General features: G+C 60.9%; 15 protein-coding genes. 14 read left to right on the top strand and 1 reads right to left on the bottom strand.

Annotation, left to right across the window (positions count from 1 at the left end; genetic code table 11):
- The first annotated feature begins 41 nt into the window (after positions 1-41).
- From K5K89_RS22095 to K5K89_RS22040, 12 genes are all read left to right on the top strand, one after another.
- On the top strand, positions 42-857 hold the full coding sequence (locus K5K89_RS22095) for a substrate-binding periplasmic protein (protein ID WP_222540271.1): 816 nt from the start codon (positions 42-44) through the stop codon (positions 855-857).
- Between the two features lie 9 nt (positions 858-866).
- Complete coding sequence (locus K5K89_RS22090; protein ID WP_092242594.1) at positions 867-1,229, top strand: DUF4398 domain-containing protein; 363 nt, start codon at positions 867-869, stop codon at positions 1,227-1,229.
- Positions 1,226-2,041: an OmpA family protein gene (locus tag K5K89_RS22085; protein ID WP_093514574.1), complete on the top strand. Its 816-nt coding sequence runs from the start codon at positions 1,226-1,228 to the stop codon at positions 2,039-2,041. The genes K5K89_RS22090 and K5K89_RS22085 overlap by 4 nt, the downstream gene beginning before the upstream one ends.
- A gap of 250 nt (positions 2,042-2,291) precedes the next feature.
- Positions 2,292-3,731, top strand: coding sequence for a PLP-dependent aminotransferase family protein (locus tag K5K89_RS22080; RefSeq protein WP_015885400.1), 1,440 nt, complete (start codon positions 2,292-2,294; stop codon positions 3,729-3,731).
- Positions 3,732-3,835: 104 nt separating this feature from the next.
- Positions 3,836-4,321, top strand: coding sequence for a hypothetical protein (locus K5K89_RS22075; RefSeq protein ID WP_058427420.1), 486 nt, complete (start codon positions 3,836-3,838; stop codon positions 4,319-4,321).
- Between the two features lie 162 nt (positions 4,322-4,483).
- The gene (locus K5K89_RS22070) at positions 4,484-4,738 is read left to right on the top strand and encodes a YkgJ family cysteine cluster protein (protein ID WP_071491547.1); all 255 of its coding nucleotides are present in this window, start codon (positions 4,484-4,486) and stop codon (positions 4,736-4,738) included.
- Between the two features lie 41 nt (positions 4,739-4,779).
- Positions 4,780-5,385, top strand: coding sequence for an START domain-containing protein (locus K5K89_RS22065; protein WP_071491444.1), 606 nt, complete (start codon positions 4,780-4,782; stop codon positions 5,383-5,385).
- A 103-nt stretch (positions 5,386-5,488) separates the two neighbouring features.
- Entirely contained in the window at positions 5,489-5,725 is a 237-nt protein-coding gene (locus tag K5K89_RS22060; RefSeq protein ID WP_071491443.1) for a hypothetical protein, read from the top strand.
- Positions 5,726-5,937: 212 nt separating this feature from the next.
- Positions 5,938-6,279 carry a ribonuclease E inhibitor RraB gene (locus K5K89_RS22055; protein WP_058427416.1) on the top strand — a complete coding sequence of 114 codons (342 nt, stop codon included), beginning with the start codon at positions 5,938-5,940 and terminating at the stop codon, positions 6,277-6,279.
- A 403-nt stretch (positions 6,280-6,682) separates the two neighbouring features.
- A complete protein-coding gene (locus tag K5K89_RS22050; RefSeq protein ID WP_222540270.1) occupies positions 6,683-8,092 on the top strand; it encodes a circularly permuted type 2 ATP-grasp protein in 1,410 nt (469 codons plus the stop codon).
- A 4-nt stretch (positions 8,093-8,096) separates the two neighbouring features.
- Positions 8,097-9,047 (top strand): alpha-E domain-containing protein, encoded by a 951-nt coding sequence (locus K5K89_RS22045; protein WP_071491441.1) that lies wholly within the window; start codon positions 8,097-8,099, stop codon positions 9,045-9,047.
- On the top strand, positions 9,044-9,847 hold the full coding sequence (locus K5K89_RS22040) for a transglutaminase N-terminal domain-containing protein (RefSeq protein WP_093128108.1): 804 nt from the start codon (positions 9,044-9,046) through the stop codon (positions 9,845-9,847). Before K5K89_RS22045 ends, K5K89_RS22040 begins: the two co-directional genes overlap by 4 nt.
- Positions 9,848-9,892: 45 nt before the next feature.
- Here K5K89_RS22040 and K5K89_RS22035 read toward each other — a convergent pair whose 3' ends face one another.
- A complete protein-coding gene (locus tag K5K89_RS22035) occupies positions 9,893-10,699 on the bottom strand; it encodes a c-type cytochrome (protein WP_222540269.1) in 807 nt (268 codons plus the stop codon).
- Between the two features lie 645 nt (positions 10,700-11,344).
- On the opposite strand from K5K89_RS22035, the gene K5K89_RS22030 reads away from it, so the two are divergent.
- Together K5K89_RS22030 and K5K89_RS22025 are read left to right on the top strand one after the other, a co-directional pair.
- The gene (locus tag K5K89_RS22030) at positions 11,345-12,550 is read left to right on the top strand and encodes an acetyl-CoA C-acetyltransferase (RefSeq protein ID WP_071491438.1); all 1,206 of its coding nucleotides are present in this window, start codon (positions 11,345-11,347) and stop codon (positions 12,548-12,550) included.
- 15 nt (positions 12,551-12,565) lie between these two features.
- A complete protein-coding gene (locus K5K89_RS22025) occupies positions 12,566-14,713 on the top strand; it encodes a 3-hydroxyacyl-CoA dehydrogenase NAD-binding domain-containing protein (RefSeq protein WP_222540268.1) in 2,148 nt (715 codons plus the stop codon).
- Positions 14,714-14,727: the final 14 nt, after the last annotated feature.

Here is a 14,727-nt window from a genome sequence, read left to right as displayed (position 1 = left end):
TAGTGACCGGGCTTTTTTTTGACTTGCTGGAGACACACGCCATGGAATTGCGCCCCTGGGCTGTACTGCTGGGCCTCACACTGCTGCCGAGCCTGGCGCTGGCCGCCGGCAAATGCGACCGCCTGGTGGTCACCGGCAGCCCGGACGCGCCGCCCCTGCTCTGGCGTGACCCGCAAGACCCCACGCACCTGATCGGCGCCACCGCCGACGTGCTGCAACAGGTGGGCAAGGACCTCGGGTTGAAAGTCGACCTGCTCTATGGCGGCAAACGCCCGCTGGCCCTGGATGAGGTGCGCAGCGGGCGCATGGATATCCTCGCCGATGCGCCGCTGAACCTGGGCGAGCTGGAAACCCTCGACTACATTCACCCGGCCCTGGTGCAGCTCGACTACCTGGTGTGGACGCGCAAGGATTCAGCGCTGGTCTACACCACGGCGGCCGACCTGCACGGGCACAAAGGCGCGGTGTCGGAACGTGCGCGCTTGAGTGCCGCCTTCGAGAGCTTCGCCGGCCAGCAATTGAGCCTGCAACGCCTGGCGTCCCTGACGCCGGCGTTCCAGAAGCTGCTGCTGGGAGAGGTCGACTATGTCCTCGCCGGACGCTATTCCGGCATGGCGATGGCGCAGACCCTGGGCATGAGCAACGACCTGATCGCCCGCGACGTGCCCGTCGATCAGCCGGGCCTGTACCTGGCGATTTCCCACAACTCGGCCTGCAACGATCCGTGGTTGCGCGGACAGCTCGCCAAAAAGATGACAGAATTGCCCGGGTCTGGTGTGACGGAAGCCGCGTTGCAGCGCAATCTGGAACGTTGGAAAGCGCAATTGCAACAACCCGTCGGCACCCCAACAAAGTAGGGATTTTCAGTGACTCTTCGACCTCTTTTCGCGGCCCTCGCCGTTGTCGCTCTGGCGGGATGTGCAGCTGATCCTGCGCCGAATGAACAAATTCGCCTCACCCAGCAAGCCCTGGAGCAAGCCAGCGCCGTTGGCGCCAACCCTGATGAATCGCCCGAACTGAAACTGGCCGAAGAGAAATTCGCCCGGGCCAAGTCGAGCATGGCTGACCAGTCCTACAAAAATGCACGCATGCGCTTTGAGCAAGCCGAGTTGGACGCGCGGCTCGCAGAAGCCAAAGTGTTGACCCGCAAGAGCCAGGAGCAGTTAAACGTGCTCAACACCCGCATCACTCGCCTGCGCAAGCAACTGCAGTTGGGGGACGCCCAATGAGCCCGATGATCCGTGGTTTGAGCTGTGCGCTGCTGTTGGGCACTGCTGTATTGGGCGGTTGTGCCAGCCATCCCGACAGCGAACAGGCCCTGCAACAGGCCGGGAATGATTTCCAGAAGGTCAAGGAAGACGCCAATGTGTTGCGCTTTGCACCCAAGGACGTGATCCGCGCCGGTGAGTCCCTGGCCCGTGCCGACCGCATGTCCAGCTACTGGGGCAGCGGTGCCGACGTGGTGCATTACGCCTATTTGAGCCAGCGCTATAGCGCCATTGCCCGCGAACACACCGAACAGGCGCTCAACCAGGAGCGCGGCGCCAAGCTCGAACTGGAGCGCCAGCGCCTGCAACTGGCCTTGCGCGAAAGCAAGCTGAGCAGCGTGCAGCAGCAGGGCAAATGGCTTGAAGAACAGATCGCCAGCCTGACCACTACCCAGACCGATCGTGGCCTGGTGATGACCCTGGGCGATGTGCTGTTCGACACCGGTGACGCCGAGCTGAAGAACTCGGCCAACCGTACAGTGCTCAAGATCGTGCAGTTCTTGCAACTGAACCCCAAGCGTGTGGTGCGTATCGAGGGCTACGCCGATAACACCGGCGGCGAGCAGGAAAACCTCAAGCTGTCCCGCGACCGCGCGCAGTCGGTGGCTGATGTGCTGGTCGACCTGGGCATCGACGAAAAACGCATCCAGGTGGAAGGGTATGGCGACCAGTACCCGGTGGAGGCCAATGCCTCCGAGCGGGGCAGGGCACAGAACCGTCGCGTTGAAATCGTCTTCTCTGACGAAAAAGGCCAACTGGGCGCTGCCCGATAGTAGCCTGGAGCAGCTCTGAATGTGGGAGGGGGCTTGCCCCCGATAGCGGTGCATCAGTCAGCAAATCTGTCGCTGACCCACCGTCATCGGGGGCAAGCCCCCTCCCACATTTTTTGGTGTGCACCCTCACAGTTTTTACTGTCACTACAACGCGCGCTCGACTATTGTGGCAACTGTCCCCGTACACTTCTAAACTGTGCCGGTATGTTTCACACAAAAATAAAATACCCGTGAAATCGAGTGCTGCGTCATGACCAATCTGTTGCTTTACCAACGTATCGCCCAGCAGCTGGCTGAGGATATCCGGCGCGGTGTCTATCAACCGGGCGAGCGCGTGCCGTCGGTGCGCAAGATGAGTTCGCAGTTGAACGTCAGCCACGCGACGGTGTTGCAGGCCTATGCCAACCTGGAAGACCAGGGGCTGATCCGGGCGCGGCCACAGTCCGGCTATTACGTGCACCAGACGCCAGCACTCACGGCGCCGACGCCGGATATTGCACGGGTCGAGCGCCCTGGGTTGGTCACCCGCAGCAGCATCATTCAACAGGTATTGGGCGAGTCGCGTCGCGAGGGAGTGTTTCCGTTGGGCGCCGCGGTGCCGAGCGTGGACTACCTGCCTGTACGCGCCCTGCACCAGCAACTGGCCAAGGTCACGCGCTTCCAGAGCCCACGTGCGTTCAGCTACATGTTCAGCCCCGGTTTCGAACCCCTGCGCCGCCAAGTGGCGATCCGCATGCGCGATGCGGGTGTGGTGGTGGACCCGTCCGAAGTGGTGATCACCCACGGTTGTGTCGACGCGTTGCAGATGTCCCTGCGGGTGCTGACGCGGCCAGGCGACCTGATAGCCGCTGAATCGCCGACCTATTACGGGTTGCTGCAACTGGCCGATCTGTTGGGCCTCAAGGTCATCGAGATTCCCAGCGACCCGTCCACCGGCATGAGCCTGGAGGCCCTGCAGCTGGCGGCCAACCAATGGTCGATCAAGGCCCTGGTGCTGACCACGCGCCTGAGCAACCCGCTGGGCGGCACGATGCCCGAGGAACGGCAGAAACAGTTACTGCGCCTGGCCTCGGACTTCGACATCCAGATTGTCGAGGACGATATCTACGGCGAGCTGATGTTCGAACTGGGCCGCACCAAGGCGCTGAAAGCCTATGACCGCCTGGATCGGGTCATCTATTGCTCGAGCTTTTCCAAGACGCTGTCCCCCGGTGTGCGCATTGGCTGGATGATCGCCGGCAAGTATCAGCAGGAGATCCAGCGCCTGCAGATGTTCAGCACCCACTCCGCGTGCAGTGTCACGCAGATGGGCGTTGCGGCTTACCTGGAAAATGGCGGCTACGACAGGCATCTGCGTTACATCCGCCAGGAGTACCGCAAGAACCTCAGCGCCTTTCAACTGGCCGTGCAGCAGTATTTCCCGGAAGGCACTCAGATGACCCGTCCGACGGGCGGCTTCATCCTGTGGGTCAGTTTGCCTGGAAGGGTCAATACCCAGGAACTGCACGTGCGCGCACTGCAACAGGGCATCAGTATTGCGCCGGGGCTGATCTTCAGTAATACGGAGCAGTTCAATCACTGCATTCGCCTCAACTGCGGCACCCCGTGGAACCGCGAGGCAGAGCGGGCGCTGATGACGTTGGGGATGCTGGCCAGCCAGTTATGCCAGGAAACGGCAGCAGGACTCTGACGCTCGGAAAGGGGACAAATCCTATAGCGCGCTGATCACCGTGCTTGTCATGCCGCGCACAACAAGCGAGCATATGGCCCTCTGCCGTTAATGCTGTAGGCGATATGACCTGTATTTTTCGCGCTGTTCTGGTAATTGGCCTGTTAAGCCTGTGCAACGTCGGCACAGTGCTGGCGGCAGCCCCTGTGAGCGAAACCAAGCCAGCCGCCAGTAACGAGCAGAAGACCCCCGCGAAAAAACCGGCTCCCGTAAAAAAAGCGCCAGCGGTGAAGAAACCCACCGCCGCCGCCAAAAAACGTGCAGCCAGCAAGTCCAAGGCATCTCGCGAGGTGACGCAGACACAATTGCCACCGGCACAGTTGGACCTGTCCTTGCCGTCGGATATGGTCAGGCACTTGCAGCCTATCGGCACCATGCCCAAACCCAAAAGTGTGCCCTTGCTGCCGCCGATGTTCGGTGAGAAGCCCGCCGACAACAGCGCCTTCCAGATCAACGGCCGTCTGCTCAGCAACGAAATGAAGCTGCAACTGCGCAACGAAGAACGACGCGAAGTGGAAGGCGCCGCGCTGGAGTTCGAGTTCAAGCAGTAAACTTTTCCCGCAAACGTGACGCGTGCCCTCGACCATCTGTCGCAGACTGGTCAGTCACTTTTGTTTTCTGCGAAAAACCCCTGTTAACCCATTTTAAAACGGCTGTTTTAGGGCGTACTCTAGCCCCGCCATCCACATTGAGTCGTCGAGGACTTGCTGGTCATGAATTGCCGTGAAGGCTGTGGCGCTTGCTGCATCGCCCCCTCCATCAGTTCGCCATTACCGGGCATGCCACAAGGCAAGCCCGCCGGCGAACGCTGCTTGCACCTGTCGGTCGAACAACTATGCCTGCTGTTCGGCCAGCCGGAGCGACCGGCGGTGTGCAGTGATTTCAAGGCAGATCTCGAGGTCTGCGGCACCGACCAGGCCGATGCGATCCGCTTGATCGGCTGGTGGGAGCAGATGACGGCGGCTTGATGGGCTTTACTATCGGAACTTCAACAATAAGGAATACAACAATGGGTTCGCTGAAACGAATGGCTGTGTTGTGCGGTTTTACAGTGTTGTTTGCTGCCACTGCCCAGGCTGAGGATTGGCAAGTCGCCAAGGACGAAGACGGTATCAAGGTGTCCCTGAGCGAAATTGCCGGCTCCAAGTACAAGGCGTATCGCGGGGTCACCACGATCAAGGCGCCGGTGGCCAAGATTGTCGCGCTGCAGGAAGACGTTGCCGGTGCGTGCGCCTGGATCCACGAATGCAAGTCCCAGAAACTGGTCGACAAGAAGGGCGACGAGAGCTGGACCTACACCCAATTCAAAGCGCCGTTCCCTGTGACGGATCGTGACTCTTACCTGCATATCACCACGACCAAGGCCGCCGATGGCACGTTGACTCGTAAACTTGAAGGTGTCCCCACCTACAAGCCTGAAGAAAAAGGCTACGTGCGCGTCGCCCAGGTGGACGGCTTCTGGAAACTGGTGCCCAAAGGCGACAACCTGACCGAAGTCACCTACCAGGTGCACACCGAGCCTGGCGGCAGCGTGCCCTCGTGGTTGGCCAACAAGTTTGTGGTGGACGCCCCGTTCAACACCTTGAAAGCCTTGAAACAACACGCAGAAAAATAACTGCAGTTGATCCGGTGCCTCCGGCCTTGAGTGGAACGTTTGTCCAGCGCTCAAGGTCCAGATACGTGTAAGCCCACACATGGGTTTTATCGAGGAGGCACCGATGCAAACGTGGCAAATTACCTTCGTTGATGATCACGGCGTGCAGTCCGTGGAGCAGTTCACCTGCGAACACAAGCCCAGCCTCGAAGACGCTGCGCGCATGATTCGCAACAAGCTGGTGCCCGTCGCCGCCGAACTGGACCTCAATGACCTGGAGGGCCGCAAGCCCGAGCCGACGGTCAAGATCCTCAAAGACCAGAACAGTATCCAGATCCTCGACATCTCTCCCGCCGCCTGAACATTCCCTGTAAGCCATCCAAGCGCCTCTGGTGGAGGTGATAGCTTCGCGCTACTCTGCAAACGAGATCAGCGAATGAATCGCTAGTTCTGGTCTTGTCAGCTACATGCTTGTTTTCCAGCGGTGATGTTGTTGCCGTAGTCCCCACGCCATTGCGGCGTGGGCTTCGGGAAGCACGGAAAGTCTATCCATCAATTCGAGGAGCACTTTTCATGAGCACAGCCTATCAAGAAGACATCAGCACCAACGTTCTGCGCCGCATGAAAGAAGGCGGCTTCGACTTTTCGCGTTTTCACCCCATCGAGTTCTACGCCATTTTCCCGGATGAGGAACGGGCGCGCAGGGCGGCGGGTGAGTTTCGCGGGGAATCCCTGAATGCCCAGGTGAGTGCGCGCGACGATGGCGCCTGGTACCTGGAACTGAGCAAAGTCATGTTTGCGACCTACGACGGCATAGGAGACTTCGAGCAAGACTTCGGGGCGGTGGTCGAGCCGCTGGGTGGGATCATCGAAGGATGGGGCGTGAAGCAGGAGGTGCGTGGGTTACCCATGTAGCGACTTGAAGTATGAGAAACGCAGCGTATCGGCTGACCTTTGGGTCGGCCGATTTTGTTTGTGAGGTGGGAAAATTACTCGGAACTTGCGCGCTATTTTTATGCACCAAAAAAAAGGCCACCCATGAGGGTGGCTTAAAGGGAAGAGCGGAGCGCTGAAGGCAGTTCAGCAGATGGGGCCGATTATCCGCAGCCTGCGCCGGGCAGTGAAATCAACTCTGACTATGCTGTTGATAGTCAAAGCCCGCATTGCGATGAAGCGTCGGGCAGTGCACCGGGCATTCTGCGCACCAGGACGGTGCGAGCAGATTGCGTGGTTAATTCAACTCACTGATTTCTAAGTGTTTATGCCGCTGGCACGGGCCTTGCGACGGTTCTTTCGCCCGGGTGACAAGGAGTTCGGCATGATCCGCACTTATTACGATGAAATGTACGATGGGGCAGGCCAGGTCCGACCGCATTACCGCGAGTTCGCCCGCTGGCTGGCCGAAACCCCGCCTGAACTGCTGGCCCAGCGCCGGCGCGAAGCCGATTTGCTGTTTCACCGCGCCGGGATCACCTTCACCCTCTACGGGGACGAGCAGGGCACCGAGCGCCTGATTCCCTTCGACACCATCCCGCGCAGCATTCCCGCCAGCGAATGGCGGATTGTAGAGCGCGGCTGCATCCAGCGGGTCAAGGCGCTGAACATGTTTCTCGCCGACCTGTATCACGAGCAACGCATCATCAAGGCCGGGATCATTCCTGCCGAACAGGTGCTGGCCAACGAGCAATACCAGCTGGCAATGCAGGGCCTGGACCTGCACCGCGACCTGTATTCCCACATCTCCGGCGTCGACCTCGTACGCGATGGAGACGGTACGTACTACGTGCTCGAAGACAACCTGCGTACGCCCAGCGGCGTCAGCTATATGCTCGAAGACCGCAAGATGATGATGCGCCTGTTCCCCGAACTGTTCGCTGCCCAGCGCATCGCGCCTATCGATCACTACCCCAACCTGTTGCTCGACACCCTGAAAAGCTCAAGCCCCCTGGATAACCCCAGCGTGGTGGTATTGACGCCGGGTCGCTTTAACAGCGCGTTCTTTGAGCATGCCTTTCTCGCCCGTGAGATGGGGGTGGAACTGGTGGAAGGCGCCGACCTGTTCGTGCGTGATGATCGCGTCTTCATGCGCACGACCGATGGGCCAAAGGCCGTGGATGTGATCTACCGTCGCCTCGACGATGCGTTTCTCGACCCCCTGGCCTTCAACCCGGACTCCATGCTCGGCGTGCCCGGCCTGCTCGCGGCTTATCGCTGCGGGAATGTGGTGCTGGCCAATGCCATCGGCACCGGGGTGGCGGATGACAAGTCGGTGTACCCCTTCGTCACCGAGATGATCCGTTTTTACCTCGATGAAGAACCGATCCTGAAGAATGTTCCGACCTTCCAGTGCCGTAAGCCCGACGAACTGTCCCACGTGCTCACCAACCTGCCGGACCTGGTGGTGAAGGAAACCCAGGGCTCCGGCGGCTACGGCATGCTGGTAGGCCCGGCGTCCACGGCAGCGGAAATCGAAGCCTTCCGTGCGCGTATCAAGGCCAAGCCCCACGCCTATATCGCCCAGCCGACCCTGTGTTTATCCACCTGCCCGACCTTTGTCGAAAACGGCATTGCGCCGCGCCATATCGACCTGCGCCCATTTGTGTTGTCCGGCAAGGAGACCCGTGTAGTCCCCGGTGGCCTGACCCGCGTGGCCTTGCGCGAAGGCTCGCTGGTGGTCAACTCGTCCCAGGGCGGCGGCACCAAAGACACTTGGGTGGTCGAGGAATGATGCCATGTTGAGTAGAACTGCCTCGGATCTGTACTGGATGTCGCGCTACCTGGAGCGTGCCGAAAACCTCGCACGCATGCTCGACGTCAGCTACTCGCTGTCACTCATGCCCCAGGATGGGCGCGGCGATGGCCTGCATGAACTGGCCATGCCGTTGTTGATTACCGGCACCCTGGAGGATTACCACGAGCGTCACGGCCAGTTGCACGCCGAACGCCTGTTGCACTTTTTTGCGCTGGACGCGGCCAACCCGGCCAGCATCTACAGTTGTCTCGGTGCGGCGCGGGCCAGCGCCCATGCCGTGCGTGGGCGAATTACCGCGGATATGTGGGAAAACATCAACGCCACCTGGCTGGATATTCGCGATATCGCCCAGCAGGGCCTCAGCCGTTATGGCATGAGCCGGTTCTGTGAGTGGGTCAAGGAACGCTCCCATCTGTTCCGTGGCGCCACCTACGGCACCATCATGCGCAACGACGCCTTCCGGTTTATCCGCCTGGGCACTTTTATCGAGCGCGCCGACAACACGCTGCGCCTGTTGGACGCCCGCTATGAAATGGCCGGTGACCGCGCCGAGCCTGTCACCGATGGCACGGCCCACGCCTACTATCAATGGAGTGCCTTGCTGCGCGCCTTGTCGTCGTTCGAGGCCTACACCGAGATTTATCGCGATGCGCCTGGCGCGCGGCAAGTCGCCGAGTTGCTGCTGTTGCGCGCCGATGTGCCACGCTCGTTGCGTGCCTGCAGTGAAGAGATCGACCAGATCCTCGCCAGCCTGCCCGGCATCAACGGCCGCCCGGCCCAGCGCCTGGCTGCCGAGATGGATGCGCGCCTGCGCTTTACCGCCATCGATGAAATCCTTGAGGAAGGCCTGCACGCCTGGCTGACCGACTTTATCCCTTTGGTCCGCCAGTTGGGCGACGCCATCTACAGTTCCTACCTGGAGGCGGCATGAGACTCTCCATCAGCCACGAAACCACCTACCATTATGAAGACCAGGTGCGCGCCAGCATCCAGTACCTGCGCCTCACGCCCCATGACAGCGAGCGCCAGCACGTGCTCAGTTGGCAACTCGACCTGCCGCGCCCGGTGCGTGCCCAGGTGGACCCGTTCGGCAACATCCTGCATGTGTTGACCCTGGATGAGCCCCACGACGCCATCATCATTGGCGCGCGTGGCCAGGTGGATATTGACGAGCTGCGTGAGGCCGAGCACGAGAGCCAATCGGCGTTCCCGTTCCTACGGTGCACCCGCCTGACCGAACCTGATGACGCCTTGCGTGGTTTTGCCGAACAGCACTGCCATCAACGGCGCGACCGCACGGCGTTGATCGACTTGATGCACGCGCTGAACCAGGCGATGGCCTACACACCTGGCGCGACCGAAGTCGACACCTGCGCCGCCCAGGCCTTCGCCGGCCGGGCGGGCGTGTGCCAGGACCACACCCACGCGTTCCTGGCCTGTGCGCGTAGCCTGGGCATTCCTGCGCGGTATGTGTCGGGGTATTTATACACCGAGGACAGCACGCACCTGGCCAGCCACGCCTGGGCCGAAGCCTGGCTGGATGACGCCTGGTACAGTTTTGACGTGACCAACCAACTGGCCCGCCCGGAGCGGCATTTGAAGCTGGCGGTGGGGCTGGATTACCTCGATGCTTGCCCGGTGCGCGGCATGCGCCGGGGCGGTGGGCATGAGCAGATGCATGCCAAGGTGTTCGTGGCGCCGACGCCGGTGATTTCCGTCCAGCAGCAATGATAGGGTCGCGGCGAGCGGGGTGTCGTGGCGTTCACCACCGGATGTTTAAGGTTGCTGTTTACGTCCGGCCATATGCTTCAAATACCTCACCAACAGATCCAGCTCACCGTCCGGCAACACGCTGGCCGCGAACGCCGGCATCTTCGCCTGCGGCCAATGCCGCAAACTCTGCGGGTCGCGGATATAGCGCTTGAGGAAATCACCGCCAAAATACTCGGTGGGGTTGTAGGGGATATTCAGGTCCGGTCCCACCTGGGCGTCTCCGGCGCCATTGAGGCGGTGGCATGCCAGACAGTTTTTCTGGAACAGGGCAAAACCCTGGTTGATCGGGTCGTTGGCCGCCAGCTTCGGATCCGGCAACAACGCCGGAAAACGCTCCGCCACTGTCTTCAACTGTTTGATCGCGGAAATCTGGAATGGCCACTGCTCAGGGCTGATAGCCCCGGCTTGCGGGTTGGTCCACACCAGGTAGAACGGCCCTGCACCGGGTTTGCCATCTGCCAGCGCCGGCCATGGTTGAGCAGGATCCTCCACCGCCAGCCAGGCGCGTGCACCCTGGTGTTCCAGCAACGGCGCGGCGGTGAGTTCGGCGGCGAACCCATCCAGGGCCACCGCTTGCACGTGGCTCTCGGGTTTCAAGCCAGGTAGGAGTACGGCCAGCGGCACTGCGCGATAACTCATGCTGCGCTTGTAGGAGACGTCATCGGCGATCTGCACCGTCTGCGCTTGCGGGTGCTTGAGCAAGTCGGCGGTCTGCCAGGTCTTGCGGGAGTGGTCGAGTTCGATGGTCAATTGGGCCGCCGCAGTGGGGAGGCTGATGAGCAAGGCGAGGAGGGCAAGGATGGCTTTCAAGAAAGGGCCCGGTGTCGAGTGGCGATGCTGCTCACGATACCGCAAATCTGCACGCAAAAAGACAGCCCCTGCAGGACCGCTATGCGCAATGTCCTTGCAGGCGCTGCCAAAAACTGCAGACCCGGTGCTGTGAATGCACGGCATGTGGGCGTGGAGGTGTCACCCAATAACCTTGGTTAAATTGGGCAAGATCAGAATCAGTGTGGTGGCGAACAGAATGAGTCCCGCCTGACGTACTTTCGAATGTTTGAACATGGCTGACTGCCTTTTGTTGTTATTCCTGAGCGTCAAATGCGTGCCGGTTTTATTTCAGTATGGCGAGATGACGTGTCGCTTTTCTTACAGTTGCTCCAGCAAAACCCGGCAGCAACTTCCTACTGATTCAACCTTAGAGGCCTTGTTCTTCGCGGCTTAGACTCATTTCGTATCAGCTAATCAGCATTTCTGCTTAAAAAGGCATGAGGCATATCGCCATCTTGGCGCCAATGCCTTGGCTAGACAGCTAAAACGATTAATCAGGGGATTACCTTAGGTACCTACCGTTCGTCCGAGCGAGGGGGTCAAAAGCAATGAGCGCATCCGTCATTGAAACCGTGTCAATCGGGCCTAAGGTAGGGCACACATGCACACTGGTTCGAGGACGTCATGACCCAAGCGTTGATCTTTGATGCAATACGCACCCCACGTGGCAAAGGCAAGCCGGACGGTGCCTTGCACAGCGTCAAGCCGGTGAACCTGGTGGCCGGCCTGCTCACCGCGCTGGCCCGACGCAGTGACCTCGACACTCATCAAGTGGACGACATCGTGCTCGGCTGCGTGACCCCGGTAGGCGACCAGGGCGCCGACATCGCCAAGACCGCGGCGCTGGTGGCGGACTGGGACATCAGCGTCGCCGGCGTGCAGGTCAACCGCTTCTGCGCGTCTGGCCTGGAGGCGGTGAACCTGGGGGCGATGAAAGTCCGCTCCGGCTTCGAGGACCTGGTGGTGGTCGGCGGTGTCGAGTCCATGTCCCGCGTGCCCATGGGTAGTGACGGCGGCGCCTGGGTGCTCGACCCGCAGACCAATATGCACAGTCACTTCACCCCACAGGGCATTGGCGCGGACCTGATCGCCACCCTGGAAGGTTTCACCCGCGAGGACGTCGACGCCTTTGCCCTGCATTCGCAGCAGAAAGCGGCGAGGGCGCGTGCAGACGGTGCCTTCAACAAGTCGCTGATCGCGGTTCAGGACCAGAACGGCATCGTGCTGCTGGACCATGACGAATTCATTCGCGGCGACTCCACCCTTGAAGGCCTCGGCAAGCTCAAGCCGAGTTTCGAAATGATGGGGCAGATGGGCTTCGATGCCACCGCGTTGCGGGTCTACAGCCATGTAGAGCGCATCCATCACGTACACACCCCCGGCAACAGTTCCGGCATCGTCGACGGGGCGGCGCTGATGTTGATCGGCTCCGAAGCCAAGGGGCGTGAACTGGGCCTGCAACCCAGGGCACGTATCGTTGCCACGGCGGTCACCAGTACCGATCCGACGATCATGCTCACCGGTCCCGCGCCCGCCACGCGCAAGGCCCTGGCCAAGGCCGGCCTGCGCGTCGAAGACATCGACCTGTTCGAGGTCAACGAAGCGTTTGCCTCGGTGGTGCTCAAGTTCATCAAGGACATGGGCATCGACGCCGCACGTGTGAACGTCAACGGCGGCTCGATTGCCATGGGGCACCCGTTGGGGGCGACCGGCTGCGCGATCCTCGGCACCCTGCTCGACGAACTCGAAGTACGCCAGCAGCGCTATGGCCTGGCCACCCTGTGTGTTGGCGGTGGCATGGGCATCGCCACCATTATCGAACGCCTCTGAGCCAAGGAATTTGTCATGACCCAAGCCATTCGTTACGAAAAAGGCCAGGACGGCATCGTGGTGCTGACCCTCGACATGCCCGGCCAAAGCGCCAACACCATGAACGGCGTATACCGCGCGGCCATGGCGGCCACGGTCGAGCGCCTGGAGACGGAAAGGGACAGCATCGCCGGCGTCGTCATCACCTCGGCGAAGAAAACGTTTTTTGCCGGTGGCGATCTCAATGAACTGATCAAGGTCGACAAGGCCCAAGCCAAGGATTTCTATGACGGTGTGCGGGTGTTGAAAGCGCAACTGCGGCGCCTGGAAACCCTCGGTAAGCCCGTGGTGGCCGCCATCAACGGTGCGGCACTCGGGGGCGGCTGGGAGATTTGCCTGGCATGCCATTACCGCATCGCGCTGGACGACAAGTCGGTGCAGTTGGGCTTGCCGGAAGTCACCCTGGGCCTGCTGCCGGGGGGCGGCGGGGTGGTGCGCATGGTGCGTATGCTGGGGCTGGAAAAGGCCTTGCCGTATTTGCTCGAAGGCAAGAAAGTGCGGCCGCAACAGGCGCTGCAAGCCGGCTTGATCAACGAACTGGCGGCGGATCGCGATGAGTTGCTGGCCAAGTCCCGCGCCTGGATTCTGGCCAATCCGGACGCCAGGCAACCGTGGGACAACAAGGCCTACCAGATTCCAGGCGGCACCCCTTCGAACCCAAAAGTTGCACAGATGCTGGCAATTGCGCCGTCGATTTTGCGCAGTAAAACCAACGGCTGTTTCCCCGCCCCGGAGAAAATTCTCTGTGCGGCCGTCGAGGGCGCCCAGGTAGACTTCGACACCGCGCACCTGATCGAAACCCGTTACTTCACCGAGTTGGTGACGGGGCAGGTGGCAAAAAACATGATCGGCACCTTCTGGTTCCAGCTTAACGAGATCAACGCCGGCAGCTCGAGGCCGCAAGGGTTTGCGCCGTATATCACGCGTAAAGTCGGCGTGTTAGGTGCGGGGATGATGGGGGCGGGTATTGCCTATGTCAGCGCCAGTGCAAGCATCGAGGTGGTGCTCAAGGACATCAACCTGGCGGCCGCCGAGAAGGGCAAGGTGCATTCGGCGGTGCTGCTGGACAAGAAGGTCAGCCGTGGGCAGTTGACCGCCGAGCAGCGGGAAACCATTTTGGCGCGGATTCTTCCTACGGCCTCTGATACTGACCTGGCAGGCTGTGACCTGATCATCGAGGCGGTGTTCGAAGACCGCGAACTCAAGGCCAGGGTCTCGGCCGCTGCGCAAAGCGTGGTCGGCGCCGAGGCCGTAATCGCCTCCAACACCTCCACCTTGCCCATCAGCGGCCTGGCCACGGCGGTGCCGGATCAGGCCAGGTTCATTGGCCTGCACTTCTTCAGCCCGGTGGACAAGATGCCGCTGGTGGAAATCATCAAGGGCGCACGCACCAGCGACGAAACCCTGGCCCGGGGTTTCGATTTCGTCCTGCAAATCAAGAAAACCCCGATCGTGGTCAATGACAGCCGTGGCTTCTTCACTTCACGGGTGTTCGGCACCTTTACTAACGAAGGCATTGCCATGCTCGGTGAGGGCGTGGCCGCGCCGATGATCGAGACCGAAGCGCGCAAGGCCGGCATGCCGGTGGGGCCGTTGGCGGTGTCTGACGAAGTGTCCCTCAGCCTGATGAGCCATATCCGGCAGCAGACGGCCAAGGACTTGCAGGCGGAGGGCAAGGCGCTGCCTGCGCACCCGGCGACGGCGGTGATCGATCTGTTGGTCAATGAATACAAGCGGCTGGGCAAGGCGGCGGGAGGCGGTTTCTATGAGTACCCCAGCGGCGGGCAAAAGTACCTGTGGCCAGAGTTGAAAAGCCGCTTTGAGCGACCCGACCAACGCATCTCTGCGCAGGATGTACGCGACCGCCTGCTGTTTATCCAGGCCATCGAGACGGTGCGCTGTGTGGAGGAGGGGGTGTTGATGTCCACGGCGGACGCGAACGTGGGGTCTGTTTTCGGCATTGGTTTCGCGGCCTGGAGCGGTGGCGCGCTGCAGTTCATCAACCAATACGGCTTGAACGACTTTGTTGCCCGCGCCCGCTATCTGGCGCAGCAGTATGGCGAACGTTTCGCGCCGCCGGCGCTGTTGCTGGAGAAAGCGGCGCAGGGTGAAGTGTTCCGGTGAAGCTGGGGGGCTTG

Origin of the sequence: Pseudomonas sp. DR208 (assembly GCF_019823005.1) — a bacterium.
Lineage (GTDB): Bacteria > Pseudomonadota > Gammaproteobacteria > Pseudomonadales > Pseudomonadaceae > Aquipseudomonas > Aquipseudomonas extremorientalis.
The sequence above is the reverse complement of the archived record's forward strand: the minus strand, read 5'-3'. Positions and strand labels throughout refer to the sequence as shown.

What these genes read in the sequence shown, in the direction of transcription:
- K5K89_RS22085 (WP_093514574.1), top strand. Translation starts at nt 1,226, where the DNA reads ATGAGCCCGATGATCCGTGGTTTGAGCTGTGCGCTGCTGTTGGGCACT.
- K5K89_RS22050 (WP_222540270.1), top strand. Translation starts at nt 6,683, where the DNA reads ATGATCCGCACTTATTACGATGAAATGTACGATGGGGCAGGCCAGGTC.
- K5K89_RS22080 (WP_015885400.1), top strand. Translation starts at nt 2,292, where the DNA reads ATGACCAATCTGTTGCTTTACCAACGTATCGCCCAGCAGCTGGCTGAG.
- K5K89_RS22095 (WP_222540271.1), top strand. Translation starts at nt 42, where the DNA reads ATGGAATTGCGCCCCTGGGCTGTACTGCTGGGCCTCACACTGCTGCCG.
- K5K89_RS22070 (WP_071491547.1), top strand. Translation starts at nt 4,484, where the DNA reads ATGAATTGCCGTGAAGGCTGTGGCGCTTGCTGCATCGCCCCCTCCATC.
- K5K89_RS22060 (WP_071491443.1), top strand. Translation starts at nt 5,489, where the DNA reads ATGCAAACGTGGCAAATTACCTTCGTTGATGATCACGGCGTGCAGTCC.
- K5K89_RS22055 (WP_058427416.1), top strand. Translation starts at nt 5,938, where the DNA reads ATGAGCACAGCCTATCAAGAAGACATCAGCACCAACGTTCTGCGCCGC.
- K5K89_RS22065 (WP_071491444.1), top strand. Translation starts at nt 4,780, where the DNA reads ATGGGTTCGCTGAAACGAATGGCTGTGTTGTGCGGTTTTACAGTGTTG.
- K5K89_RS22030 (WP_071491438.1), top strand. Translation starts at nt 11,345, where the DNA reads ATGACCCAAGCGTTGATCTTTGATGCAATACGCACCCCACGTGGCAAA.
- K5K89_RS22075 (WP_058427420.1), top strand. Translation starts at nt 3,836, where the DNA reads ATGACCTGTATTTTTCGCGCTGTTCTGGTAATTGGCCTGTTAAGCCTG.
- K5K89_RS22040 (WP_093128108.1), top strand. Translation starts at nt 9,044, where the DNA reads ATGAGACTCTCCATCAGCCACGAAACCACCTACCATTATGAAGACCAG.
- K5K89_RS22025 (WP_222540268.1), top strand. Translation starts at nt 12,566, where the DNA reads ATGACCCAAGCCATTCGTTACGAAAAAGGCCAGGACGGCATCGTGGTG.
- K5K89_RS22045 (WP_071491441.1), top strand. Translation starts at nt 8,097, where the DNA reads ATGTTGAGTAGAACTGCCTCGGATCTGTACTGGATGTCGCGCTACCTG.